Raw genomic sequence first — 24,556 nt, forward strand, 5'->3', positions numbered from 1 at the left:
ATCCAACTTGCTTCTTCCTATACCCTCTTTTTTTAAAGGGTAGACAAGAAAAAATGCCGATGGTTTAGTAAACCACCGACACTGCATGTATTGCAATAGAAATTGTTATACACAGAATATTTTCAAATCACGTATTGATCAATCTTTAAGACAAGTTCTGCAATTTCAGGTTTGCTGATTTGTTCGTCTGCACCTACGCTTGTTCCTTTGTGCTTTAGTTCATCTGTGATTAAAGAAGAGAAGATAATAACCGGTAGTTTCGCAAGCCCTTTATGTTCCCGAATTCTCCTCGTGAAATGATGACCATCCATTTGTGGCATTTCAATATCTGTAATGACGAGTTGGATCGTATCCGCCACATCACCTGTTTCCGCAACCTTTTCCAAATAGGTGAGTGCATCTTTCCCATTTTCAAAAAACTCTACTCTCTCATAACCGGCTTCAGATAACGTCGTCTGCAACAACTTCCGTAAAAGTGGAGAATCCTCCGCAACAAGTAAACGCTTATCAGAACGCTCGCGCTTCCCTAGCTTCTTGATTTGCTCTAGGCGGATTCCTGTTTCAGGACTAATTTCCATGACGATTTTTTCAAAATCCAGCAACAACATCATGTCACCGCCAAGCTTGATGACTCCAATAACTGGAGAGGTTTCTGTCGAGTACGCACCAGATGGCTTCTCAATTGCATCCCATGAAATCCTGTGGATCATCGTCACGTTGTGTACGTGGAACACGACTTGTTGTTTATTGAAAGATGAAACGATGTACTTGTCATTTTGTGGGTTCGCAGACTGTCCCATCCCTAATACGCGTTCCATACTAATAACCGGTAAGATTTCACCGCGCAATTGAATAATTCCTTCTACTGCAGGATCCGCGTGAGGGATGGGTGTAATCGGCATCGGCACAATAATCTCTTTCACTTTAATGACATTAATACCATACCGGCTCCCTGCCACTTCAAATTCCACAATTTCCAGTTCGTTTGTACCACTCTCTAAGAGTATTCCGCTTTCATAAGCCATTGCAATCAGTCCTTTTCATGTAGTCGCAATTTTAATCGTTCGTCTCATGCCCCGCCGTTCTGTGCGAAGCGGCTCTACTAGTCTATTTCGGCATAATGTATCCAATCATTGAGGGCTCTTCCCTCTTTTTCTCAAATTATGATGATCTGTTGGCAGATCTGTGTCTGCGAGATGATTAAATATGTTCATAAATCATGAAATTTAATCATAACCTCTGCGATCTGCTCATAAATCGCGGAATGTGATCATAACCTCGGGATATTGCTCATAAATCACGAAATATGATCATAACTTCTGGATATTGCTCATAAATCACGAAATGTGATCATAACTTCTGGATATTGCTCATAAATCACGAAATGTGATCATAACCTCTGCGATTTGCTTATAAATCTCGATTGACTACAATAAAAAACCAACCAGCACATGCTGGTTGGTAGGTTTTCATTCAGTATTCACTTAAAAATCAGTCGTCCCATGTGACGGACATAATCTTGCCAGAGATAGCGTGGATTTGATAGGTCGCTTCGTCAGGACCATCATCTACGTCAATTTCGATTTCGACGAGGTAATAGCCTCCTTCTGACGTTTTGACAAAATCGACGTCATCCACTTCGCCATTCAATTGACGCAATGCAATTTGAATGGCTTGTTGTTCTGTAAGTAAAACCGTTGTCTGTGGCGCCGGCTTATTTACAGGTGGTTTGGGCTGAGGTTTCTCTTGTGGTTTGGGTTGCGGTTTGGGTTGCGGCTTCGGCTGAACCGGAGCTGGTTTTGGAGCCTCAGTTGGAGTCTCCGGTTGTGGCTTAGGCTTTTCTGGCGCTGACTGAGCAGGCACTTCCTCCGGTTTTCCAACCGATGACTCGTCCTTCTTAGCTTTTTCAGCAGCTTCCTTTTGTTTTGAAACCAGTTCTGTCGAAGGCTCCTTCAAAATCATTGATAGGACTTTCCCTGTTGCTCCATCCACACGAACCGCATAGACGGATCCTTCCCGTGTTAGTGTCGCCCCATATATATTATCATGCAATAATAAATTGTTTACTTCGCCATTGTACATTGTTTCCAGTTGGTTCTTGATCGAGTCGGACGGAATGGTATCCGCGTGAGAAACGATGCTTTTCATATAAAGCATACCTGCAACCACCAGGAGTAGCACGAGACTGAATGGCAGCAAAAATTTCCTGCTCTTTTTCATATCGGTTCACCTCTCCTTTAAAGTACCAGGTAGACATTAAAATTCACTGAGAATCAGACGCTTTTAATAGCCAAATTGTTATTTTCGTCCCTTTACTTTCCTCACTCTCAATGTCGAGCTTCGCCCCTAGACCAATCGCAATTTCGTTTGCAATGGCAAGTCCTAAGCCGGTTCCTCCCGTTTTACGGCTACGGTCTTCATCCACCCGATAAAAACGGTCAAATAAGTATGGGATATCTTTTTCAGGAATTCCTTTTCCGTAATCCTGGATACTAATCCGCACATATTCATTTCGCTCTTCCATCTCAACATCGATTTCACGTTCACTATATTTCCGCGCATTATCGAGCAAGATTATTAAAAGCTGCTTTAAATGAGTCCCATCTGTTGATAAAGTCAGCTGGTCCGATCCCTTAATCTGAACGGCTCTGCCATAGGCACTCGTAATCATTTGGGCAGCATCATCCACAATTACACGGACATCTGTCTCTTCGAATACGTAGGAAGCTGGTTCATTGTTTCGGGCAAGGTCCAACATTTGCTCAATCATTTCGGTCATCCGTTTCGTCTCATTACGTATCGCCGTCAGTGCTTCTAGTGCAATTTCTGGCTTGTCCATTCCGCGACGTTCGAGCAGCCTCGCATAACTATCTATGACTGTAATTGGTGTTTTTAATTCGTGAGAGGCGTCTGACACAAACTTTTCCTGCTTGCGATAGTTTTGTTCCAACTGAACCATTAAATCATTAAACGTCTGACCCATTTGTGTCAATTCGTCTTTCCCTTTTTCCGGAACAACAATTTGCTGAAACGTTCCTGAGCGCCGACTATCCGTCATCGCTTGGATGAGCTTCTCAATTGGCTGTGTAACAATTCTTCCAAGCGTGATGCTTGAAATAATGATTGGGATCATGGCAAACAACGTAATGCCGATCATAACCATCTTCAACAATCTCAAATTCGCTTTTAAGTCCGTCAAAACTTGAGTGACCTCAAGCTGGACCACTTCCCCAGTCGGCCAGATCGTAGGGATGGCAATCGAAAGGGCTTCATACCCATCGTAAGGAACAAGTGTATATTCCTCACTTCTATCCGGAACCGGGAACTTTTGGTCTAACCCTTCCATTGACTGTACTGACAAGACTTCGTTGCCGTTCTTCCCAACAATTCGCAGAGCCCCATTCGGAGGTACATACGCACGTAAAATAATCTCAGCTTCTTCTTCGTCCGTCATTTTGCTGAGTGCAACCGTTAATTCTTTCGCACTTCCAAGAAGTTGACTGTATTCGGTTTTATGTTGAGTCCGATCAAACGTGAAGTAAATTCCTATATTACTAAGAATGAGTAAAATCAGCATCATCAAAGTGGAAAGGGAGTGGATCTTATTTTTAAGTTTCATGACGCGAGTCCTTTAGTGCATATCCAACTCCTCGCACAGTATGGATGAACGATGGACCACATTCGGGATCAATCTTCTTTCTAACATATCGTATGTAGACATCGACAACATTCGTATCTCCGTAATAATCATATCCCCACACTGCATCGAGTAATTGCTCCCTCGTCAACACCTGATTCGGATGCTTCAGCAAATGGAATAACAAGTCATACTCCCGCGGGGTCAGTTCGATGAGGCTTCCATTGCAACGAACTTCGCGAGTTTGGTCATGAATGGAAATGCCATTAAACTCATGTAAATGAACATCTGCTTCTTCAGGCACTCCTTTGGCAGAGAACCTTAACGCTGAACGAATTCGTGCTAGCAATTCTTCAATTTCAAAGGGCTTAGTGACATAATCATTGGCGCCTAAATCGAGCCCCGTCACTTTGTCTTCCATATCACTTTTCGCCGTCAGTAAAATAACCGGGGTCATCGTTTCATCGGCACGAATACGTCGCAAAACATCCAGACCATTAAGACCTGGCAACATGAGATCCAGCAGAACCAGATCCCATTCTTGTTCACGATACATAATGAGACCGTCCGTTCCGGTATGACACGTCGACACTTCGTAGCCCTCAAATTCGAGCTCTAACTGTAAGACGCGAGCGATACTTTCTTCATCTTCAACAATCAATACTTTTTCAGTCATAAAAAACTCACCCCGTCACTTAGTTGCTAGACATCATTCGCTTCTATATTTGTGCTGCGGATTTTGTCAAAACAAGTTTTCCTTTAATTCTATCAGTTTTCTGTCTAGTAAGAGAAATTAAATGCAAGCATACAAAAAAGAAGCAACCCGCTTTGTTAGCGGGGATGCTTCTTAGAAGAATACGATAATCGCTAAAATAATCGCTAATACAATTCGATAGATTGCAAATGGAACGAGTTTGATCTTCGAGATTAGTTTCAGGAAGAATCGGATTGACAGCAGCGAGAACACGAATGCGCTGAGGAATCCTACGACATAGAACGAGATATGATCCATCGATAGGTACTCCCAGTTTTTCATCACAGAAACAAGACTGGCACCCATCATAATCGGAACCGCCATTATAAACGTAAAGTCCGCTGCGGTTCTGTGGTTCATCCCAAATAATACACCACCTGAAATCGTGGCACCTGATCGTGAAAATCCTGGCCATAGTGACAAACATTGAACGAGTCCAACGGTAAAGGCTTGACGGTATGTAATTTGGTCAAGAGTTGTTACGCGTGGAGTCTTTGGTCCAAATCGATCTGCCGCGATCATGAGAATCGCACCTGCGACAAGTGCGACGATGACCGTTTCAACGCCAAACAAATAGTCATCGATCAAATCCTTTAGAGCAAATCCGAGGATAACAGCAGGCAACATACCAACGATCACGTGAAGCAAGTTGAAACTTTTGCTCGCCTTTTGACCTTCCACTTTATAAAGACCGACTAAACTGAATAGCCGCTTCCAAAACACGACAACAACGGCTAGTATTGAACCGAGCTGAATAACAATTTTAAATGTGATAGAAGGATATTTCCCAAGAAATTCTTCACTTTTCAACCACATGTCATCGACAATAATTAGATGCCCTGTGGACGAAACAGGCGCAAACTCTGTCATTCCTTCAACAAATCCTAACAGAAGCGCTTTTAAAAGTTCAAATAAATCCATAGTTGATTATACCCACTTTCTGCGAAGCCTGACATACGAGATGCATGCGATCACTCCGCCAATTCCTATTAAAATATACACAACGTTTGAATAGATGTCCATATATCGGATGACCGATTCAAAGTTCGCCCCAAGCTTGACCCCCATAAAAATGAGGACACTGTTCCAAACGAAACTTCCTAAAGTCGTGAGTATGATGAAAAGAGGGAAGTTCATCCCAGACATTCCCGCTGGTATCGAAATGAGGCTTCGAACAAGCGGAACCATTCTACAAATGAGCACTGTCCAAGGTCCATACTTGTGAAACCATGCATCCGCCCGACGAATATCCTTCTTCTTCAGCCTGAGCCAACGACCATATCGATCTGTAAGTCGTTCGAGCCGGGGAACATCAAGAAACATGCCGATTCCATATAGGAACATGGCTCCGATTACTGATCCGGTCGTAGCCGCCGCAATCATCCATCCCATTGATAAACTGTGGGATGCCACTAAAAAACCACTGAAAGTCAAAATCAGTTCAGAGGGAATCGGAGGAAACAGGTTTTCCACTAAGATGAGTGCAAGCACGCCATAATAGCCATATTCCGCCAACAACTCCATGATCCACTCTTCCATCCACGCCCTCCCGTCACTAGTTGTCACTAAACTGCATAACGCCCACTACTATTGCTCATAGATCATAGGGAAATGCTCATAAAACTTGCGATGTGATCATAAATCTTGGATTCCGCTCATAAATCTCGAAATGTGATCATAAACCCTGCATTCCGCTCATAAATCCCGGAATCTGATCATAAACCTCGCATTCCGCTCATAAATCTCGAAATGTGATCATAAACCCTGCATTCCGCTCATAAATCCCGGAATCTGATCATAACCCCCGCATTCTGCTCATAAATCCCAAAATCTGATCATAACCAACTCGCCTATCTTGTCATAAAGACGACATCCCCCGTCACAAGTTTCGCCCAATCTCTATTAGTTTACGAAACAAGCTTCCATTCTATGACTTCAGCATAACAAAACCCGTCCAGCATTCTCCGCCAGACGGGCTCCATTGTCCATACTTACTTCACTTCAACCAGTTGTTTGCGCAACTCGGCTTTCAAGAACTTCCCGACAGAGGTTTTCGGAATCTCTTCCATAAAGATGATGTCGTCCGGGACCCACCACTTTGCAAATTGTCCTTCCATGTACTCCAGAAGTTCCGCCTTCATGGCCTCATTCGCTTCCCGACCATCCGCCAATACGACACAGCCAAGAGGACGTTCTTGCCACTTCTCATGTGGCACTGCAATTACCGCAGCCTCAAACACAGCATCATGCGACATAAGCGCATTCTCCAAGTCTACGGATGAAATCCACTCGCCACCACTCTTGATCAGATCTTTCGTCCGATCCGTCAGTTTCAAGTAGCCGAAGTCCGTCATAACCGCAATGTCTCCTGTATACAGCCAACCGTCACGGAATGCCTCTGATGTCCGTTCATCTTTATAGTATTCATCCGCAATCCATGGTCCTCGAACCGCGAGCTCTCCCATCGTCTTGCCATCCCACGGAACTTCTCCGTTTTCGTTGACAATCTTCACATCCAGTCCTGGCATCACAAGACCCTGCAACGAACGAATATCGATTTTTTCGTCCATCGTGACGTCATCCATCCCTGACGTCAACACCGACAAACTGACGAGTGGCGAGGTTTCCGTCATGCCGTACCCAATAATGAACGGAACCTGATAACGTTCCTCAAATGCGCGTATCAACCCTTTCGGCGAAGCCGAACCGCCACAGACAACCGCGCGTAATGAAGACAGATCACGTGGTTTGGCATCTTGAGCTTTCAATACAGCTAGCCAAATTGTTGGCACTCCCGCCGTCAGCGTCACCTTTTCTTGTTCGATCAAATCTAGCAATAAATCTGGGATAATTCCTGGCCCCGGGAGCACTTGTGTAGAACCAAAGAACACAGCAGCAAACGGCAGTCCCCAAGCATTGACATGGAACATCGGTACAACCGGCATAATAACATCCCGCTCATTCAATCCCATTGCGTCTGCTAGTCCGAGAGCATAACTATGGAGCACGATCCCACGGTGCGTGTAGACGACGCCTTTCGGATTGCCTGTCGTTGCAGACGTATAACACATGCCAGCAGGCGTGTTTTCATCCAAATCCTCTGGAAATTCGAATGTGTCCGAAGCATCCTCGAGAAGTGCTTCGTACGCATAGACATTCGGTAAGTTCGTATCTGGCACTTCTTTGCTGTCGCCCATTATGACATAGTGTTTCACTGTTTTCAGTAGAGGTGCCAGCTTCTCAAGATGTGGGAACAGATTATCGTCTACTAAGAGAATTTCGTCTTCTGCATGGTTGATGACATACGCAATATGTTCAGGGGACAAACGGATATTGACCATATGCAAAATCGCACCGGTACAAGGTACACCAAAGTACGCTTCTAGATGACGATGGTGGTTCCAACCGAACGTCGCTACTTTCGTTCCGTGCTGCATTCCTAGTTTCGTCAGTGCGTCTGCAAGCTTCCGCGTCCGTATCGCAAATTCGCGATACGGGATGCGGTGAATTGTATCTGCTGCGGTACGTGAAATGATGAGCTTCTCCGGGAAAAACTGTTCAGCACGTCGGATGAACGACGTTAAATTGAGTGGTGTTTGCATCATTATGGCCATCTCCCTTTGTCCTTTAAATTGGTCATGCGTATGTCATACATATGAATTAAAGACCGAGATTTTTAGCGATGATCACTTTCATAATTTCGTTCGTTCCTGCGTAAATCGACGTTACGGGGATGTCGCGATAGCGTCGGGCGATTTTATACTCTTCCATATAACCGTAGCCGCCGTACAATTTCATGCACTCCGTTGCAATTTCCCGTGCACTTTCCGTAATCCAGTATTTCGCCATCGATACTTTTGTGACGACATCCGCACCGCTCATATGCTCTTCAATTAATGACTCCAAGAAGGTCTTTCCAAGTTCCACTTTTGTTGCCACTTCCGCCAACTTGAACTGTGTGTTTTGAAAAGATCCAATCGACTTGCCGAATGCTTGCCGTTCCTTCACATACTCAAGCGTCATCTCTAACATGTCTTCTGAAGCCGTTTGTGCAGATAGTGCGACAATGAGACGTTCTTGCTGTAATTTTTGCATTAAGTAGTGAAAGCCTTTATTCTCCTCACCAACCAGATTCGCAACAGGCACTTTACAATCTTCAAAATAGAGGTCTGCAGTATCTTGTGAATGCATGCCGACTTTGTTCAGCTTACGCCCTTTTGTGAAGCCCTCCATTCCTTCTTCAATGAGCAGAAGACTGATTCCGCGATGCCTAGGCTCCGCATGGTCGTCCGTTTTGACAACTGTCAAGAACAAGTTGCCGTTGACTCCATTCGTAATGAACGTCTTTTGACCATTTACAATATAGAAATCGCCTTCCCTACGAGCGCTCGTCTGGACATTCGCTAAGTCTGAACCAGTTCCTGGCTCAGTCATCGCTACTCCAGTGATGAAATCAGCCGTCAGACATCCCGGCAAATACCGCTCTTTCTGCTCGTCTGTCCCGTACGATTCAATATATGGGACAACGATGTCATTATGCAAACCAATTCCTGTCAAACCTGCACCGACTCTTTCCATCTCTTCGCCGATAATGACACCGTAGCTGAAATCCAATCCCAACCCGCCATATTGCTCGTCAATTTGAGGGCAAAGAAAGCCCATCTCGCCAAGTTTCCGCCAAAACGTTTTTGGAACAATGCGCTGTTGCTCCCACTCATCGTAGTGTGGCACTGCTTCCTTTTCTAGAAATTTCCGAAGCGTCTTTCTGAATAACACATGTTCTTCCGTCTCAAAACGATAGCGCTTCATTTATATTAACCTCCCTTTTCACTGGGATTAAATCATTTCAATAATTGTTGCATTGGCCATACCCATTCCCTCACAAATCGCGAGTAACCCATAACGTCCTCCGGAATGTTTTAATTCGTGCATCAGCGATACAAGCAACTTCGTCCCCGTTGCACCAAGGGGATGGCCGAGTGCAATCGCCCCGCCATTCACATTTAACTTTGTACGATCCGCTCCCGTTTCCGCAAGCCATGCAAGCGGCACAGGCGCAAACGCTTCATTCACTTCATAGAGATCCATGTCGTCAATCGTCAACCCGGATTTCTTTAACACTTGATGGGTTGCTTCAATCGGACCCGTAAGCATAAGCGTCGGATCTGAACCGACTACTGTTCGCGCCACAATTCGCGCAATCGGCTTAACGCCAAGCTCATTGGCCTTATCTCGACTCATGAGCAACACCGCGGATGCCCCATCGCTCATTTGACTCGCGTTTCCTGCCGTAATGACGCCTTGTTCATCAAATACCGTTTTCAATCCAGCCAGCGCTTCTAGCGTCGACTCAGGTCGAGGTCCTTCATCTATAGAAAATAGTTTCGAGTTTCCTTCTTGGTCCATCACGGCAACGGGAACGATTTCTTCATCGAACCGTCCTCCATCGATTGCCTGCATGGCTTTCTGGTGGCTATCATATGCAAACTGATCAAGCGTCTCACGCGATAGCTTCCATTTTGAAGCAATCCGTTCCGCAGACAGGCCTTGATTGATGATTTCATACTGTGACATCAATTTGCCGCTAGGCTTAGCGACATGCATATTGGAGAACATCGGCTCTCGAGTCATACTTTCCACTCCACCCGCAATCACGACGTCCATATCCCCACTTGCAATCGCCTGTGATGCGAAGTGAACCGCTTGTTGACTCGATCCACATTGACGGTCAATCGTTACACCCGGAACAGTTACCGGAAATCCACCAATAAGCACAGCTGAACGTGCGATATTCCCACCTTGTTCTCCTGATTGGGTGACACAACCAAGGATGACATCGTCCGTCTCTTCTTTCGCAACGCCCGCCCGTTCCATCAGTTCATCCAAAACAAGCGCAGCGAGTTCATCAGGTCGCGTATTGGCGAGACTCCCCTTCCTTCTTCCTACCGGCGTCCGAACACCCGCAACGATTACAGTCTCTCTCATTACGACACTTCCTTCACATTAGAATAGTCCTAGTTTTCTAATAACTATACCAATTATTGAAAGCGGTTTCAATCTTTGTTTCATAGTCTCGATAGGATCTCATCCTAAAGTATGAGACAAATCTCCATACCAAGCCTGTTTGGATAAATCCCATTCCGTCTTATCATTAGGGTACAAACGAAGGGAGGCACCACAAATCATGAAAAAACTTCTACTCATTGTCTTCGGAATTATCGCCGCAATTGTAGCAGTCGCCAATATAGGCTCTATCGTAGCACTCGCGCTTTCAGCAGCTGCTGCAGTCTTCGGTTACCACTACTTCCGTAAAAGTGACTCAACAATCGGTCGTATTCTGTGGGGAATCGTCATGTTAGTCGGAGTCCTAACAGGAATTTCAAACATCCCTGCATTCATCGGACTTCTTGCTGCAGCCGGAGCTTATTATGCATGGCGCAAATGGAAACTGAACCAACGTACAAATAGCAATGTAATCGATGCAGATCCGTTCGCAAAGTTTGAAAAACAATGGAACGAATTCAATAAATAAGGAGGGCTTTTGATGAATGAACTATGGTATAAATTCAAATTCGCCGTACAAGACGATCTCGAACAGATAACAGCAAAACGCAATACTCAAAATGCCGCAGATGTGTTAAACGAAACCATCAAGGAAGCCGAGCAACAAACGAAAGCAGTTGGGAAACTTTTGGAGCGCCAACGGATTTTGCGCGATGAAGTCACAAAGGAATTACTCGAAGCGGAACAGCTCACTGACAAACGGACAGAACAACTCTCTTTAGCTGAAGCAACAGGAGACGAAGCGCTTATCAACTACGCGAAAGACGAGGCCGAAGCTTATAGTCGACGCCGAGACGAATTGCGTTCTCTTGAAACGGACACGACGGAGTCCATGATTGCGTTGGAACGCCGTTTTGAAAGCATGAAGCACAAAGTAAAAGATATGCAAGTCCGCCGTTTGAAGTTAATGGGTGAAGAAAACGCAAAACGGGCAAATAGCCGGATGGATCGCATTTTCTCTGCAGATCTTGAGCCTTCGTCTGACGAACCCATGAATCGCGATTCCGCCAAAGACGATGACATCGCATCTATGCGACGCCGTCTTGACGATTTGACGGCAGAAGAAGCAACCATCGAGAAAATCGTGTAAACTGAAAAGACAGCAACGAGCTGTCCGGGTGATCAGGGACATCCTTGGCCGCTCGGCAGTTCTTTTTTCTGAACGCTAACCTTGCTGGCGAGTGGAATCGGGCGGGTTTCTCCGTGAATCGGGCGGGTTGCCCGGCGATACGAGCGGGTTCCCCCGTGAAACGAGCGAGTTGCCCGGTGATACGAGCGGGTTTCTCCGTGAATCGGGCGGGTTGCCCGGCGATACGAGCGGGTTATCCCCTGAAACGAGCGAGTTGCCCGGTGATCCGAGATCGCCTCCACCCTTAGTAAAGTACTGACATTGAGAAAGGAGAGGAAGCAGAATGAAGCGGAGCAAAACAGAACGGACTACATTGTGGGTTATGGCGTTTGCACTCCTTGTATTTGTGGAAGCTGGTTTGTTTGGAAACGGGAACGTCATCTTCTTCTTTCTCGGTGCCATTGCCATGTACTTCGGACTTCAGCGTCGCTCTAAATGGCTCGTCATAACAGGTGGCATATTCATCGTGATTGCCTTGCTTTCGTTATGGAGTTTACGTTTACTCATTTTCGGTTTGCTCATTTATCTGGTTATCCGATTGTGGAAAGGGACGCCGGCAGAAGAAATTATGCGTCCTTTAAAAGAAACCACCCGAGAAACACAGAACGGTATTTGGAAAGACCGACTCTTCTCCAGCCAGTCGACTCCATTCACTTCCTATGAATGGCAAGACGTACACGTACAAGGAATCGTTGGAGACTTCTATATTGATGTGACAGACACGGTGCTGCCGAAGCAGACTTCCTTCATCTCCATCAGGCAAGGACTGGGACGTGTTAAAATCGAATTACCGTACGATTTGCCCGTGCGAATCCATAGCTCAGTCTTATTTGGTGAATGTCGTCTGTTCGATTTACCCCCCAAGCGATTGTTGAACGAATCCATCCATATGAAAGATGGATATGACCGCGCAATTGGTACAGAAGCTGAACTCATCATCTCAATATCTGTCCGATTTGGGGATGTCGAGGTGATTCGAAAATGACCGGACTCTTTTGGCGTGGAATCTTACTATCCACACTATTCGTCGCTGTTTGTGCCGGCGGGGTTTATTACATCATTGAATACCCTCCATCATTTGAATGGGAATATCTGTACAACCAAAATCTCCTGGATGTGCCCGTAGGAGTTTGGTTGCTTGTCATTCCGATTACTCTCGGCTGGATGTTTTCGATTTGGATCTACAACATTGCGCGCTCAAAGGAAAAGACCATTGAACGCACACTCAACCAGCTCGCAGAAGAAGGAACCGCCCCTTCGAATAAAAGCATCTCCCGCAAACTAAATCGAACAATCGCTTCCGTGTCAGAAGTATTGGATACACAGAAACGGAGCTTACAGCGAATTACTGATCAACGGGCTGAGGACCAAGACCAAATCATCCAGGAGCGATTGATTGAAGAACGGCAACGTCTCGCTCGCGACCTTCATGACTCCGTTTCCCAACAATTGTTCGCAGCATCAATGCTGTTGTCGTCACTTACAGAGCAACCCGAAGAAACAGCGCTCCAAAAACCACTACTCCAAGTGGAACGAATGGTCCAACAAGCACAACTCGAGATGCGCGCGTTACTGTTACATTTACGTCCTGCAGTCCTTAATAGTAAATCACTGAAAGAAGGACTTGAGGAATTGCTGACGGAACTGCAGGAAAAAGTAACGTTTACCATTCGATTCCGACTTGAAGACGTTCCCCTTTCGAAAGGTGCAGAAGATCATTTGTTCCGCATCGCACAGGAAACCTTATCGAACACCCTCCGTCATGCACAAGCCACGGAAGTCGACGTAGTCTTCATCGAACGGGAGGGTCTCGCGATTTTCCGCGTACAAGATAACGGTGTCGGATTTAGTGAATCGGGCGGTAAGGGTGGCTCGTATGGTCTTCAGAACGTTAAAGAGCGTGCCGTTGAAATTGGTGCCGTGTGCAAAATTGTATCCGTCCCTTCGCAAGGAACGATTGTAGAAGTGAAATTACCGATTAGGACAGAGGAGGAGGAAGCGCATGATACGCGTACTACTCGCAGATGATCATGAAATGGTTCGCATCGGAGTATCTGCATATCTAGGGACTCAACCTGATATGGAAGTCGTTGGAGAAGCAGTCGACGGTGGCGAAGCGGTTGAAAAAGCACTTGAATTGCGACCGGACATCATTTTAATGGACATGGTCATGCCAATCATGACCGGTGCTGAAGCAACGAAAGCGATCATTCAACAATGGCCAGAAGCCAAAATTATCGTTGTTACAAGTTTTTTAGATGACGATAAAGTCTATCCAGCACTCGAAGCAGGTGCTGCCAGTTACATTTTAAAGACTTCAAACGCTAAGCGTATTGCCCAAGCGATCCGCGAAACCGTACAAGGCCAAACGGTTCTAGAACCGGAAGTGACGGTCAAAATGATGGAGAAAATGCGAAGTGGCGGATCTGACCATCCTCTTCACGAAGAGTTGACGCAGCGCGAACTAGAAACGTTGTTACTCCTCGCTCAAGGAAAGTCCAATCAGGAAATTGCGGATGAACTATTCATTTCCTTGAAAACTGTTAAGACACACGTCAGTAATGTTTTGTCAAAACTCGAAGTACAAGACCGTACGCAGGCGGTCATTTATGCATTTCATCATAAATTAGTCCAATGAAAAACGCGCAGCCAGGGGTATCCCCTACTGCGCGTTTTTTGTCATCATTCGTGATTGTGATCATCTTTAGGCTTCTGATTGTTCCATTGCTCATGAGCTTCTTTGTTGAACCGGCTCTTCTGATTGTGGTCACCATATGGATATTCTTCTCCTGGTTCCACTTCGTTATAGCCCGTATCCACATCATCTTCCATGAACGAAATTGGATCATTCCCTCCAAAGTTCTCAGCTGGCGGGACGTCATTCACATCAGAATGTGCAGGTCCTGTTAACCCTGCTTCAGTGTCTCCAGGGAAATCGTCGGCAGGAGGAACTGGAGGAGCTTGTTCAGTTGCTCGTTTCAGCTGTTCCTTTTCACGCTCAACTTGAGCTTTTGTAGTATTCATTCCTTGTTTTGCTTGTTGCTTCGCTTGCTCTGCGTCTTGTTTCATTTCTTCTTTTTGCTGTTCCCAACCTTCTTTCGAAACATCTACATCTTGCAAGCTGGACTCCATCTTAGACAAGTAACGAGATGCGTGATCGCGTCCACCCAGTCCAAAAGCTAGACCAAATGCAAGTGCAACGCCACCTAGGATGAGAATGAATGCAGCATTGATGATCGCAGGTGCAATCCCAAGCTGACTAAGCGCCATGAAGAACGCGAACGCTAAGATAGCGTATTTCGCGACGTAGCGGAGAATGTGTGGATTCCCTTGCTTCGTTTGCATAACATTTCCAATGAATTTCTCTGCAAGGTTCGCAAGCCAGAACCCGACTGCTAGAATTAGTACTGCAGCAAGTACCATTGGCAAGTAAGCGAAAATCGCAGTTGCCAGAGTCACCATAAACGCAAGTTGTACAATTTGAAGCGCTTCTACAACAAACAATAGAATCACTACAATTTGTACAATCGTTCCGATAACAGATGAAACTGTAAAACTGCCAGAACGGTTCGTTGACTTCACACCCATCTTATTCGATAAGGAGTCTACGCCGAGATTGGCAAGTAACGTTTCCACAATCCCTTTAATCCATTTCGCCACATATACACCAACGAGAATCAATGCAATCGCAACGATGATTTTAGGAAGCATCACCATAATGTCATTCAACATGGCAATCGCAGGCTGGGAAATCCCTTCTAAGTCCAGTACTTCAAGTGCTGAAATGGTAACAGGAATCAAGATTAGTACGAACACGATGGTTCCGATCACTTTTGAAATACTTGTCCCTTTTACAGCAGATGAAACCTTCAATTTGTCCGCAACTTTATCTACACCGATTGATTCGAGCAACTTCGTCACAATCATGCGAACAATTTTAGCGATCAGGATACCTACTACAAAGATTAGTGCAGCACCAACGAGCTTAGGGATAAATGCGACAAATCCAGTTAATAAGTTCTCAAACGGACCACTTACTCCACTTAAACCAAGCGCATTCAATACCGCTGGGATAAACAGAAGTAAAATCAAATAGAATGCAACGTTCGCAGCCGTCGAAATCCACTGTGCTTTATCGACTGATTCTGCAGATCCGCCTACTTTAGAGACATATTTGTGTACATTCACTTTATGTCCTGCAGACAGAATCAGCTTTTTCACGAGGGTTGCAAGCACCCAAGCTAGCAGCAGGATAAGACCTGCTTTTAGAATTCCAAGTACCGCACCGCTTAGTCCTGCAAACACATCCAGGAATGGTGAAGAAATTGTGTTGAGGTTCATAATATTAAAGAAGATGAGGATGGTGAGTAGTAAAATACCGAAAAATACAATCTTGCCGGCAATTCGGTCAGCACTCCACTTTTGGTGTTGCATGTTTAAACGTTCATTCATGTGACCTTTTTTCATGGCTTTCACAACTGCCCCTTCGGCAACTTTAGCAATGATAAAACCAATGATAAGTACAATAATGCCGAGCAGTAGATCTGGTAGCCAGCTGAAAAGGTTTGAATAATACGGGTCTCGGAACATTAAGATCCTCCATTCTAGTAAATAGTCTAGTCATCTATTCCTACAAATGGAGATTGGTAAACCTGCTAAATATAAGTTTCCTTAATAGAAGCCAAGAGTTCATTCAAAATTGACCTATGCGGTTAATAAGCTAAGCATTAGAAAACCAGCTGACTGGTTGCGTCAGCTGGCTTATGTGTTGCGTTTAGATTCGTTCCATTCCGTGTGGGCTTTTTCATTATGATTACGTTCAGAGGACTTCTCTTCACTTTCCCTAAATACAGAAGGCGCATGCTCCCCTGTTTTTTCGCGTTCGTTTTCCAGAAACTCCTGGGTGAAATTCGAATCGGCAGGATCCGACAATGGTAACTCATCCGCAGGTCCTGCTGGTTTCCCTTGTTTCGGCACTTTGGGTTCCAAGTCTTCTTTGTTTGGATATTTCCCGTCTTTAATGGTCATTCCATACTCCCCCTCTTCAACTTAGTTAAGCTAACTACTCCAGTTATCTAATTATAATTCCCTATAATATATAAGTTCAAACACAAAAAACTGTATACTACCCCCCTCTCATTATCGTCCAGTTAAGCTAACGGCATACGGACCATCGCTTCACCTTTTATTTCAATTGCTTGTTACACATGCTACAAAATATTAACAGACTGCTTGTACAATTCCATAGTACTCCATCCTCCAAATATAGTAAGTTTTTTGGATTCATTTTAAGAAATGCTGAATTCGCAAGACCAATCTCCCATTGGTAATCTATGCTGCTCTCACCTACGTACTCTCGCCATACTACTCATCGAACGCTACACAGCCTTCTGTGAAATGTTCAAATTGACAGCAGGTGCATCTTCTTTGTATAGTAGTTTTAAACGATGTGCATCCCCTGTTCTTTAACAAGAACAGGGAATAATCACAGTTCACATGGTTTTTGTAAAGTCATAGCTTCGAATTGGTACTTTATAGTCATAACCATAAACAAATACCATAGACCCATTTCAATAGGTTTTTATACCATACTTCTTTATTTAATAAACCTGATTATTGCAAGTCCTGTACGTAAAATTCATGCGATGCTAGTGATAAAATTTAGTTTTTGCATAACTAAGGGTGATTATAATGTCTATCGGAAAGCGAATTCGCGAACTTCGGATGATAAAAGGATTGTCGTTAACTGAATTAGCAAATCGAGCTGGTGTAGCAAAATCCTATATCTCTTCAGTCGAGCGACAACTACAATTAAATCCTTCTATTCAATTTTTAAACAAAATAGCTGCAGTTCTAGATGTCAGTGTTGAGAAGTTAATTCTTGAAGATGAGGCTCAAGAAGAGGATTTGGACATTGAGTGGCTAGAGTTAGCCAAAGAGGCAATGGATTCTGGAATTAGCAAAGAGCAGTTCAAACAGTATTTGGAATTCCAAAAATGGCAGAAGTCTACCCACGATAATAACTAACGTCTATTATCGTGAGTCCCTTATGATTATTATCCTTATGGTGTGTGTCTAAAGTTAGAAGTAGCTGTTCTGTTAACGCAAGGGGAGCTGCAGTGATGTGAAATCTGATGGTTGCGTGCTGTAATCACAAGTAGCTTAGCAATCTGTAGTTTAGGTGTCCAACCATGTCAGTCCTGATTGTTCATAAGGATGAAATCCACAAAATGATTGCGAACTTTTTATTTTCAAGATCGATTTTACATTTCTGGACTTAACCTCTCTCTTTACGTAAACTAGCATTCCATAAGACTGCTAGTTTGCCTTTTCCTTTGGGAATCCATCATTCGTTTCCTTCAACTTCACATTTTTTAGGAACTCTCTTACTTCCTCCGGGGAGACACCTAGATTTTTTGCTTTCTTCATCAAGAACACCCATTCCCCATCCAACATCTCTCGATCGTTCTTCATCAGAAAATCCCCCTAATAGGATAGGTAGCTCAGCCGTCATAGCAACTTTCCCCTTAGACCTGAAGCTTTGCGTCCTTACTTTTAAGTAAGTTTGCCTTTTCTATGATTTGGTACTTATACCTAATTACCACTATCATATAGGAAAATTCAAAATGACAATATTGACGAATGTTAATGGGTAGGCACTTTTTTTCAAACAGTTCCATTAATACAGTTAATTAAGCACTTTATTTGTAGCGTTAAGTATAATCTCGGTTCCTTGTGTTACCTTCAGACATAGAGGTTAACTCAACCACTAGTATGTAAAAATCCACCCGCGATGGCAGGTGGTCGATTGAAGCTAATATCGCATAGATTCAAATGACAGTGTTAAGTTATTCTCTAATACTGATTATTTTGCCCTTTGTCGCTTAAAGATTTAGTCGCCACATTCATATCTAATTTATTGTATTCGGTTTTAGCTGTAAATAGCACAAGTGGATTCGAACCATTAATACGTTGCGCATCCCAAACCATTCCTTCAAATTTATTATATGAACCGTCTACTTTTATTATTTGTTTTGTTTTCTCGGTTAGTTGCACTTGCAATCCCGTGAAAAGGTTACCTGAACATTCGTTGGGGATTGTCATGGAACCTATTATTTGTATACCTAACACACAATCATCTATCGTCATATTTTCAAAGCGATTAGCATTAATCCAGCTATATGTGCCAGCTCCTGGATTCTCTGCTTTTAGTTGAATAGCTGTTTTAAATCCCACGATTGAGATATTTTCAAACTGGACGAAGCTAATATTGTGCCACTTTCCTTTAGCATATAATGAAAGCCCCGTGCCATTGTAGTTTTTACTTTTATTAATGATTGTCATATTTTCAACTCGCGTTTTATTTGTAGCATCATACTGATCCTGGCCTTTTAGAAATATAACTTCTGCTTGAAAGGTTGGATCCATTACTTGGATAGTCCCATTCCTAATGACCGCATCTTTTTCAACCGTCAACACTCGATAATTCCCTTTCACCACGATTACGGAATTACTTCCAAACTCTAGTTCTACCCCTTCCTTCACGGTAAAACCAGACTTTATTGTATATATTTTATTGGCTTTCAACTTCACTTTTTCTTTCTTTTGCGTTGCACAAAAATCAATAGCCGACTGAATTGCCTTTAAATAATCTTCTGTTTGACCATTCTCATTTGTTATAAAATCTTCTACAGCAACTGTGTCCTCCGGTAGGTTTAGGTTACTTCGCTCCACATTTGCTCTCCCCCACATCTCGTTGTTAAACATTAAATAAAGGATAACGGCACTGCTGATGACAATTATAGCTATCCATCTTATGCATACATCTTTAATCTCCATTTACTCATCTACTTTCCTAGCTCACAACAACGCTACAATGCTTCACCACCTCATCCCATTCCATGTATATGCGAAATATATCCTCTTCTATCAGCTTTGTCCCCGATTGAACTTCAATAAATTCTAAATCTGTAATTGCCTTTAAACCATGCTCAGCACCAATTGGGATATGAAGTACATCCCCGACATTTACAGAATAGAGTTCACCGTCAAGGGCAAATTCACCTTTCCCTTTAATGATGGTCCAAATTTCCCGACGATACCTATGGTTCTGATAGCTAATGTTTTTGTTGGCTTTTATGCAAATCCGCTTTGTCAAAACCTCTTCCCCGTCTTCCACCTTCGTATAGTCAAGGACACGATACCATCCCCAGCGTCTTTCTTCATACATCGGCCTTTGCTCAACACCTTCTAATAGTGCTTTCACTTGAGGACTTTCTCTTTTATCCGATACCAGAATGCCGTCAGGGCTCGCTGCGATAATAAGATCTTTAACACCAATTGCTATAATTGGAATGTCTAATTCATTGATCATATGTGTATTTGTAGAATCCTTAGTCATGGTTCCAGTACCCATTTGATTTGTACACATTTCTTCAGTGAGTGTGTTCCAAGTACCCAGGTCTTTCCAACACCCGTTATAAGGAATCGCCACTATTTTATTTGCTTTTTCTACGACCTCATAATCAAATGACCTATTCGGCAGAAGTGAATAGTGTACATATAATTCCTCGTATTGGATTGGCAAGCCCCGTTCTTCAAGAATGGAAAGGATAAATTCTAACTTGAATGCAAATACTCCTGTGTTCCATAACGCCTGTTGCTTTATTAAGTTTTCCGCCTGTTGTTTAGACGGTTTTTCCTTAAAATTACTTATCTCAATGTAACTTCCTTGATGACCATCTGATTTAGGAGAAAGATACCCATATTTTTCAGACGGGAATGTGGGCTCTACCCCTATTAAGGCGAGTTCAGCATCACAAGATAGTAATGCATCTTCTAAATCAATCACTCTCTGAAAAAAACGTTCTTCAACAAAGGGGTCAACAGGAAGGACTCCAATCACTTCTTGTACGTCCACACCTTTTACGGAATATAGATAGACTGCCGCCAAGGCAATCGCTGAAAAGGTATCCCTTCTCTCCGGTTCAATAATAAGGGGAATTTGTGCACCGATCTGACTTTGAATCATATCTACTTGGGATTTGCTTGTAGCAATCATGGTGGATTGTTGTAGCCCCGCCTTATCCAGCTGCCTCCAGACCCTCTGCACCATGGATTCCAGCTGTCCTCTCTCATCAGCGAGCACTTGCAGAAATTGTTTTGATCTTGACTCATTCGATAGTGGCCACAAACGTTTTCCTGATCCACCTGAAAGTAAGATTAGTTCCATTTAAGCTCCCCTATTCCATCAATTTTTTTGACACTAGATTGTTTCTTTATACGCCTCGATTAATCGATCCGTCACGATCTGCTCTGAAAAATGATTGGATACAAACGTCCTCGCTCTCTCGGCTAAAGAATTTGCATATTCCCTGTCGCGCAAAACTTGTTCGGTACATGTTATAAACTCTTCATTATCCTCACAGACGAGTGCCTCTTCCTGATGTGTAAAACCAATACCTGCATTTGTAATGGTACTCATAACAATTGAGCAACCAAGAGCCGCTGCTTCCAATATTTTGTTTTGTTGACCTGCACCGAAACGGAGTGGGCAAACATAGACAGCTGCCTTCCATTGCCATGGTCTAATGTCTTCCACGAAGCCGCTTACTACGACACCACTAATTTTGCCTAACCTTTGAACATCAGATGAAGGATTTGCACCTACTATCCAACATTCCAGATCCGGGAATTTTTCTTTGAGAGGAAGATAGATATCTTTCACAAGTCTTATAGCTGCGTCTACATTCGGGGCATAGTTCATCGTCCCCGTAAACACCAACGCATTCTTTTTATTTTCTAAACGATTCATATGAAAGTACGATAAATCGATATAGTTAGGTACCACATTTATATCTCCATAGCGTTTCGGGTGAAGATATTCTTTATCCGCCGGGGAAGTGATAATTGCTTTAGAACCTTGTGCATCAACGAATTTTTCATACTTTTTCATTCTTCCTAGTTCTCCCCCAACGGCTAATCTTTCAAGTGGATTCTTTGTCCACTGAGCTCTCCTTTCCAAATTCAGGCTGATAGCGTCGATATAATCAACCACAAGTGTTGAATGTGGAATGTCCAGGGAAGAAAAGTTGTGAAGTACTTTAGATTGAATGTGTATGACATCATAATGCATTTGGCTTAATATATTTTTAAGGAATACAGTTAAAATCGGAAATGAATGGAGGGATACACTTAACGGATATCCCTTCAGAAGGAAACTTCTAATGATTGAAAGGTGATTATTCTTTGCTTTCAGCCTATCCTTCTCTTCAGGGCTTCCATCTATTAGGGAAGAAGCACAGCACCAATGTGCCTCGTCATTTTCTTGAAATAGAAAATGAACAGTATGCCCATTGCTTACTAGACTTTTCATCTGTTGAAAAGCTCTTACTTGATCCCCTTTCCCGGGAACCTTTGGTACTCGATGAGTAATGAATAGAATGTTCATTCGATATCCCCTTTATAAGCCAGCAGCCTGGTTATGACCAATCGACTGCAATAGCTTCTTTTCGTCCTGTTTGGCTGTCACTTTCAACCCTTCTGCCTGCTCCCTTTGAAAGAGTATCCGAATTGTTTGGAGTAATATTTTGATATCATTTCCAAAAGAATAGTGACGAATATACAGCAAATCAAAGCGAAGCTTATCCTCAGGAGTTGTCGTATACTTCGCCATTACTTGTGCAAGACCAGTTATACCTGGCTTAACGTTCATTCTGTAAGAATATTCTGTAAACTCCTGTTGGAACTGGTCACAAAAATACTTTCTTTCGGGCCTCGGCCCTATCAGACTCATCTCTCCTTTCAGGACGTTGTATAACTGTGGTAACTCATCTAGCCGCGTAGCTCGAAGCAATTTACCGACCGTCGTTATCCTCGGATCATACTCTACAGCCAGCACAGGCCCCGTATTTTTTTCCGCATCTCGTACCATGCTTCTGAATTTATAAATTTGATAAGGTTTACCACTCATCCCCAGCCTCTCTTGCTTAAATAACGCTGGTCCCTTAGATGTCAGCGGGATCAAGATCCATAGACAACACATGACAGGACTTATCGCAACGAGTAATGAAAAGGATACAGTTAGATCGAAAGCTCGTTTAACACCACGTTTTCCTCTACTAGTCTTAATCGATGGAATAGAGAGAACTAATCGATCATCCACTTGCTGAGAGGTGGACCCGTGAATAAACAATTCGAAGAACTGAGGTACAATCAATGCCTCCTTTTCATGCTTTATGCAAAGACTAACAAGCTCTCTTCTTTGCTTTTCATCAACTGATGGGCTGATAAGGAACACGTCGACCCCTTCTAAAAAGTCTTCAAGTCTTTTTCTTTCATTTAAAATAACTAATCCACTGACAACGAACCATCCCTTACGGTGCGACAGAAGTTTATTAGCTAAGGAAACTCCACTATTTTCATCACTAGCGAAAATCATTACCTTTTTCATTCCATGAATCTTTTTAATTACTCTCCAAATAATAAAACGGCTTCCTATTAAAAAAATGGTATGAATAAAACAACCGGTGATAACAACTTCCAGCGATAGAAACATCATCGGTGTATATAAGACAGCCAAGGTCAATAAAGATGCCACAATTCCCAACGAAAATATATTCGTATAGATTATCTGACTGAATCCCTTTCGTTTCAAATCCGTGTAAAAGCCAAAAAAGTACAAAACAAAACATGCTATTGCTGACATGAAAGTTACTACTTGTGCGTCATGCAAAGGTGCAACTGATCCTTTCAACAGCCAATATGCAGTTATATATCCTAAATGAATTAAAACGACATCGAATAGTACAAGCGCCATTTTGACAAAACGCTTTTCGCTATCTCTGATCATTGCGACCACCCTTCCCAATTCGTAACGTTTTCGACCGCTTAAGAAAACGGTGAAAATTTTCATCTCTATCTTTCTACTAAATACGCCCTCATTGTTTCGCTAATCATTTTTTCTAAAGTAAAGTTCTTCTGTACACGATCACGTGCAGCCTCAGAGATTTCCTTTCTTAGCTCTTGATGATCTTTCATCCATGTAATGTGATTGCAAAAGCTCTCCACTGAATAGTCTGGGACAAGAAATCCCAAGTCCGGACTACTAATAGCTTCCTTAATACCGCCTGCACTTACGGAAATGATTGGAGTACCAACTGCCATCGCTTCAAGAATAACCATTGGAAATACTTCGCGATGGGAAGTTAAAAGGAGTACATCCATTTCACGAATAAAGTCTACGGGCTCCTTAATATCGCCCATCATTTTTACCTGTTTAGTTAGTCCTGACTCTTCAATCATTTGAAGAATCTTACTGTATTCAGGACCTTCTCCACCGATATAGAATTGAATATTGAGGTCATAGTTAAGTTTTTTCGCGATTTCCAGAAACAATTCATGATTCTTTTCTGGAGATAGCCTCGCCAATATACCGACTTTAAAGGTTTCTCTTTGCTCTTTTTTGTGATACATAAATTGATTTATGTCTACCCCGTTATAAACGGTCGTTATCTTGTCAGCCTGAATACCAAGTTGCAAAAGGTTTTCTCTTTCATCTTCACTAACTGTTATGATTCGATGGACATGACGGTTTAACAACCGTGCAAACGCAAAACGATAGCCCTTTTCCAACATCGTGACATTATGCTTTGTGTAGATAATTTTTATCCTTTTCTTGATAACTTTCTGCAATCCCACAGCGTACAAGACCATTCGGAGACTGTTTGCATGAACCAGATCGATCTTGTGTTCCAATACATTCCTTCTAATGATTGACAGGTTGGCAACATGGTTATTTCGAGATAGATGAATAAACTGTTCTTTATTGTTGATGGTCTCGAACAACTCGCCACTTCCAGCTGCCGTATAAAATTTAATCTCAGGGTGTGTTAACATATTTTCTAATTTACAAAAATAATTTTCAGCTCCACCTGTTATCAGCTTATCCGTCATTAATAACACATTCATATCG

Annotated in this window: 24 protein-coding genes and 1 riboswitch; of the genes, 7 read left to right on the forward strand and 17 right to left on the reverse strand. The window is 43.1% G+C overall.

Annotated elements, in window-relative coordinates; all coding sequences use genetic code 11:
- Nucleotides 1-122 precede the first annotated feature (122 nt).
- The 9 genes from ACR65F_RS04300 to ACR65F_RS04340 all read right to left on the reverse strand — a co-directional run bounded on the left by ACR65F_RS04300 (nucleotide 123) and on the right by ACR65F_RS04340 (nucleotide 10,376).
- Nucleotides 123-1,025, reverse strand: coding sequence for a chemotaxis protein (locus tag ACR65F_RS04300; RefSeq protein ID WP_440503400.1), 903 nt, complete (start codon nucleotides 1,023-1,025; stop codon nucleotides 123-125).
- A gap of 466 nt (nucleotides 1,026-1,491) precedes the next feature.
- The gene (locus ACR65F_RS04305) at nucleotides 1,492-2,220 is read right to left on the reverse strand and encodes a PepSY domain-containing protein (protein ID WP_052245825.1); all 729 of its coding nucleotides are present in this window, start codon (nucleotides 2,218-2,220) and stop codon (nucleotides 1,492-1,494) included.
- Between the two features lie 43 nt (nucleotides 2,221-2,263).
- The gene (locus tag ACR65F_RS04310; protein WP_440503401.1) at nucleotides 2,264-3,619 is read right to left on the reverse strand and encodes a sensor histidine kinase; all 1,356 of its coding nucleotides are present in this window, start codon (nucleotides 3,617-3,619) and stop codon (nucleotides 2,264-2,266) included.
- Nucleotides 3,609-4,313 (reverse strand): response regulator transcription factor, encoded by a 705-nt coding sequence (locus ACR65F_RS04315; protein ID WP_440503402.1) that lies wholly within the window; start codon nucleotides 4,311-4,313, stop codon nucleotides 3,609-3,611. Before ACR65F_RS04315 ends, ACR65F_RS04310 begins: the two co-directional genes overlap by 11 nt.
- 171 nt (nucleotides 4,314-4,484) lie before the next feature.
- Entirely contained in the window at nucleotides 4,485-5,312 is an 828-nt protein-coding gene (locus tag ACR65F_RS04320) for an undecaprenyl-diphosphate phosphatase (protein WP_039042675.1), read from the reverse strand.
- A 6-nt stretch (nucleotides 5,313-5,318) separates the two neighbouring features.
- The gene (locus ACR65F_RS04325; RefSeq protein WP_440503403.1) at nucleotides 5,319-5,930 is read right to left on the reverse strand and encodes a DedA family protein; all 612 of its coding nucleotides are present in this window, start codon (nucleotides 5,928-5,930) and stop codon (nucleotides 5,319-5,321) included.
- 452 nt (nucleotides 5,931-6,382) lie between these two features.
- Entirely contained in the window at nucleotides 6,383-7,996 is a 1,614-nt protein-coding gene (locus ACR65F_RS04330) for a long-chain fatty acid--CoA ligase (RefSeq protein WP_440503404.1), read from the reverse strand.
- Nucleotides 7,997-8,051: 55 nt separating this feature from the next.
- Nucleotides 8,052-9,200, reverse strand: a complete 1,149-nt coding sequence (locus ACR65F_RS04335; RefSeq protein ID WP_440503405.1) for an acyl-CoA dehydrogenase family protein — start codon at nucleotides 9,198-9,200, stop codon at nucleotides 8,052-8,054.
- Nucleotides 9,201-9,227: 27 nt separating this feature from the next.
- Nucleotides 9,228-10,376 carry a thiolase family protein gene (locus tag ACR65F_RS04340; protein WP_440503406.1) on the reverse strand — a complete coding sequence of 383 codons (1,149 nt, stop codon included), beginning with the start codon at nucleotides 10,374-10,376 and terminating at the stop codon, nucleotides 9,228-9,230.
- A gap of 199 nt (nucleotides 10,377-10,575) precedes the next feature.
- Between ACR65F_RS04340 and ACR65F_RS04345 the strand changes: the two genes are divergently transcribed.
- The 5 genes from ACR65F_RS04345 (at nucleotide 10,576) to ACR65F_RS04365 (ending at nucleotide 14,221) form a co-directional block, all read left to right on the forward strand.
- The gene (locus ACR65F_RS04345) at nucleotides 10,576-10,923 is read left to right on the forward strand and encodes a lmo0954 family membrane protein (RefSeq protein ID WP_440503407.1); all 348 of its coding nucleotides are present in this window, start codon (nucleotides 10,576-10,578) and stop codon (nucleotides 10,921-10,923) included.
- 12 nt (nucleotides 10,924-10,935) lie between these two features.
- The gene (locus tag ACR65F_RS04350; RefSeq protein ID WP_052245824.1) at nucleotides 10,936-11,544 is read left to right on the forward strand and encodes a hypothetical protein; all 609 of its coding nucleotides are present in this window, start codon (nucleotides 10,936-10,938) and stop codon (nucleotides 11,542-11,544) included.
- Between the two features lie 322 nt (nucleotides 11,545-11,866).
- Nucleotides 11,867-12,568, forward strand: a complete 702-nt coding sequence (liaF, locus tag ACR65F_RS04355; protein WP_039042669.1) for a cell wall-active antibiotics response protein LiaF — start codon at nucleotides 11,867-11,869, stop codon at nucleotides 12,566-12,568.
- On the forward strand, nucleotides 12,565-13,611 hold the full coding sequence (locus tag ACR65F_RS04360) for a sensor histidine kinase (RefSeq protein ID WP_440503408.1): 1,047 nt from the start codon (nucleotides 12,565-12,567) through the stop codon (nucleotides 13,609-13,611). Before liaF ends, ACR65F_RS04360 begins: the two co-directional genes overlap by 4 nt.
- Complete coding sequence (locus tag ACR65F_RS04365; RefSeq protein WP_440503409.1) at nucleotides 13,586-14,221, forward strand: response regulator; 636 nt, start codon at nucleotides 13,586-13,588, stop codon at nucleotides 14,219-14,221. Before ACR65F_RS04360 ends, ACR65F_RS04365 begins: the two co-directional genes overlap by 26 nt.
- Before the next feature lie 44 nt (nucleotides 14,222-14,265).
- On the opposite strand, the gene ACR65F_RS04370 is transcribed toward ACR65F_RS04365, so the two are convergent.
- Both ACR65F_RS04370 and ACR65F_RS04375 read right to left on the reverse strand, forming a co-directional pair.
- The gene (locus ACR65F_RS04370) at nucleotides 14,266-16,173 is read right to left on the reverse strand and encodes a mechanosensitive ion channel (protein WP_440503410.1); all 1,908 of its coding nucleotides are present in this window, start codon (nucleotides 16,171-16,173) and stop codon (nucleotides 14,266-14,268) included.
- Nucleotides 16,174-16,344: 171 nt separating this feature from the next.
- Complete coding sequence (locus tag ACR65F_RS04375; protein ID WP_440503411.1) at nucleotides 16,345-16,611, reverse strand: hypothetical protein; 267 nt, start codon at nucleotides 16,609-16,611, stop codon at nucleotides 16,345-16,347.
- 663 nt (nucleotides 16,612-17,274) lie between these two features.
- Here ACR65F_RS04375 and ACR65F_RS04380 point away from each other — a divergent pair.
- Nucleotides 17,275-17,610, forward strand: coding sequence for a helix-turn-helix domain-containing protein (locus tag ACR65F_RS04380; protein WP_039042665.1), 336 nt, complete (start codon nucleotides 17,275-17,277; stop codon nucleotides 17,608-17,610).
- Nucleotides 17,611-17,901: 291 nt separating this feature from the next.
- Here the strand turns inward: ACR65F_RS04380 and ACR65F_RS04385 are convergent, their stop codons facing one another.
- From ACR65F_RS04385 to ACR65F_RS04400, 4 genes are all read right to left on the reverse strand, one after another.
- Nucleotides 17,902-18,057, reverse strand: a complete 156-nt coding sequence (locus tag ACR65F_RS04385; protein ID WP_082003345.1) for an anti-repressor SinI family protein — start codon at nucleotides 18,055-18,057, stop codon at nucleotides 17,902-17,904.
- A gap of 20 nt (nucleotides 18,058-18,077) precedes the next feature.
- Nucleotides 18,078-18,163: riboswitch (cyclic di-GMP riboswitch) on the reverse strand.
- 275 nt (nucleotides 18,164-18,438) lie between these two features.
- Nucleotides 18,439-19,422, reverse strand: coding sequence for a hypothetical protein (locus ACR65F_RS04390; protein WP_440503412.1), 984 nt, complete (start codon nucleotides 19,420-19,422; stop codon nucleotides 18,439-18,441).
- 16 nt (nucleotides 19,423-19,438) lie between these two features.
- On the reverse strand, nucleotides 19,439-20,815 hold the full coding sequence (locus ACR65F_RS04395) for a sugar phosphate nucleotidyltransferase (RefSeq protein ID WP_440503413.1): 1,377 nt from the start codon (nucleotides 20,813-20,815) through the stop codon (nucleotides 19,439-19,441).
- Between the two features lie 33 nt (nucleotides 20,816-20,848).
- A complete protein-coding gene (locus ACR65F_RS04400; protein WP_197054091.1) occupies nucleotides 20,849-21,538 on the reverse strand; it encodes a glycosyltransferase in 690 nt (229 codons plus the stop codon).
- Between the two features lie 275 nt (nucleotides 21,539-21,813).
- On the opposite strand from ACR65F_RS04400, the gene ACR65F_RS04405 reads away from it, so the two are divergent.
- Complete coding sequence (locus ACR65F_RS04405) at nucleotides 21,814-22,017, forward strand: hypothetical protein (protein ID WP_440503414.1); 204 nt, start codon at nucleotides 21,814-21,816, stop codon at nucleotides 22,015-22,017.
- A 28-nt stretch (nucleotides 22,018-22,045) separates the two neighbouring features.
- Here the strand turns inward: ACR65F_RS04405 and ACR65F_RS04410 are convergent, their stop codons facing one another.
- Together ACR65F_RS04410 and ACR65F_RS04415 are read right to left on the reverse strand one after the other, a co-directional pair.
- A complete protein-coding gene (locus tag ACR65F_RS04410) occupies nucleotides 22,046-23,434 on the reverse strand; it encodes a sugar transferase (protein ID WP_440503415.1) in 1,389 nt (462 codons plus the stop codon).
- Between the two features lie 65 nt (nucleotides 23,435-23,499).
- Complete coding sequence (locus ACR65F_RS04415) at nucleotides 23,500-24,552, reverse strand: glycosyltransferase family 4 protein (protein ID WP_440503416.1); 1,053 nt, start codon at nucleotides 24,550-24,552, stop codon at nucleotides 23,500-23,502.
- Nucleotides 24,553-24,556 lie beyond the last annotated feature (4 nt).

The organism is Sporosarcina sp. SAFN-010 (assembly GCF_059415065.1).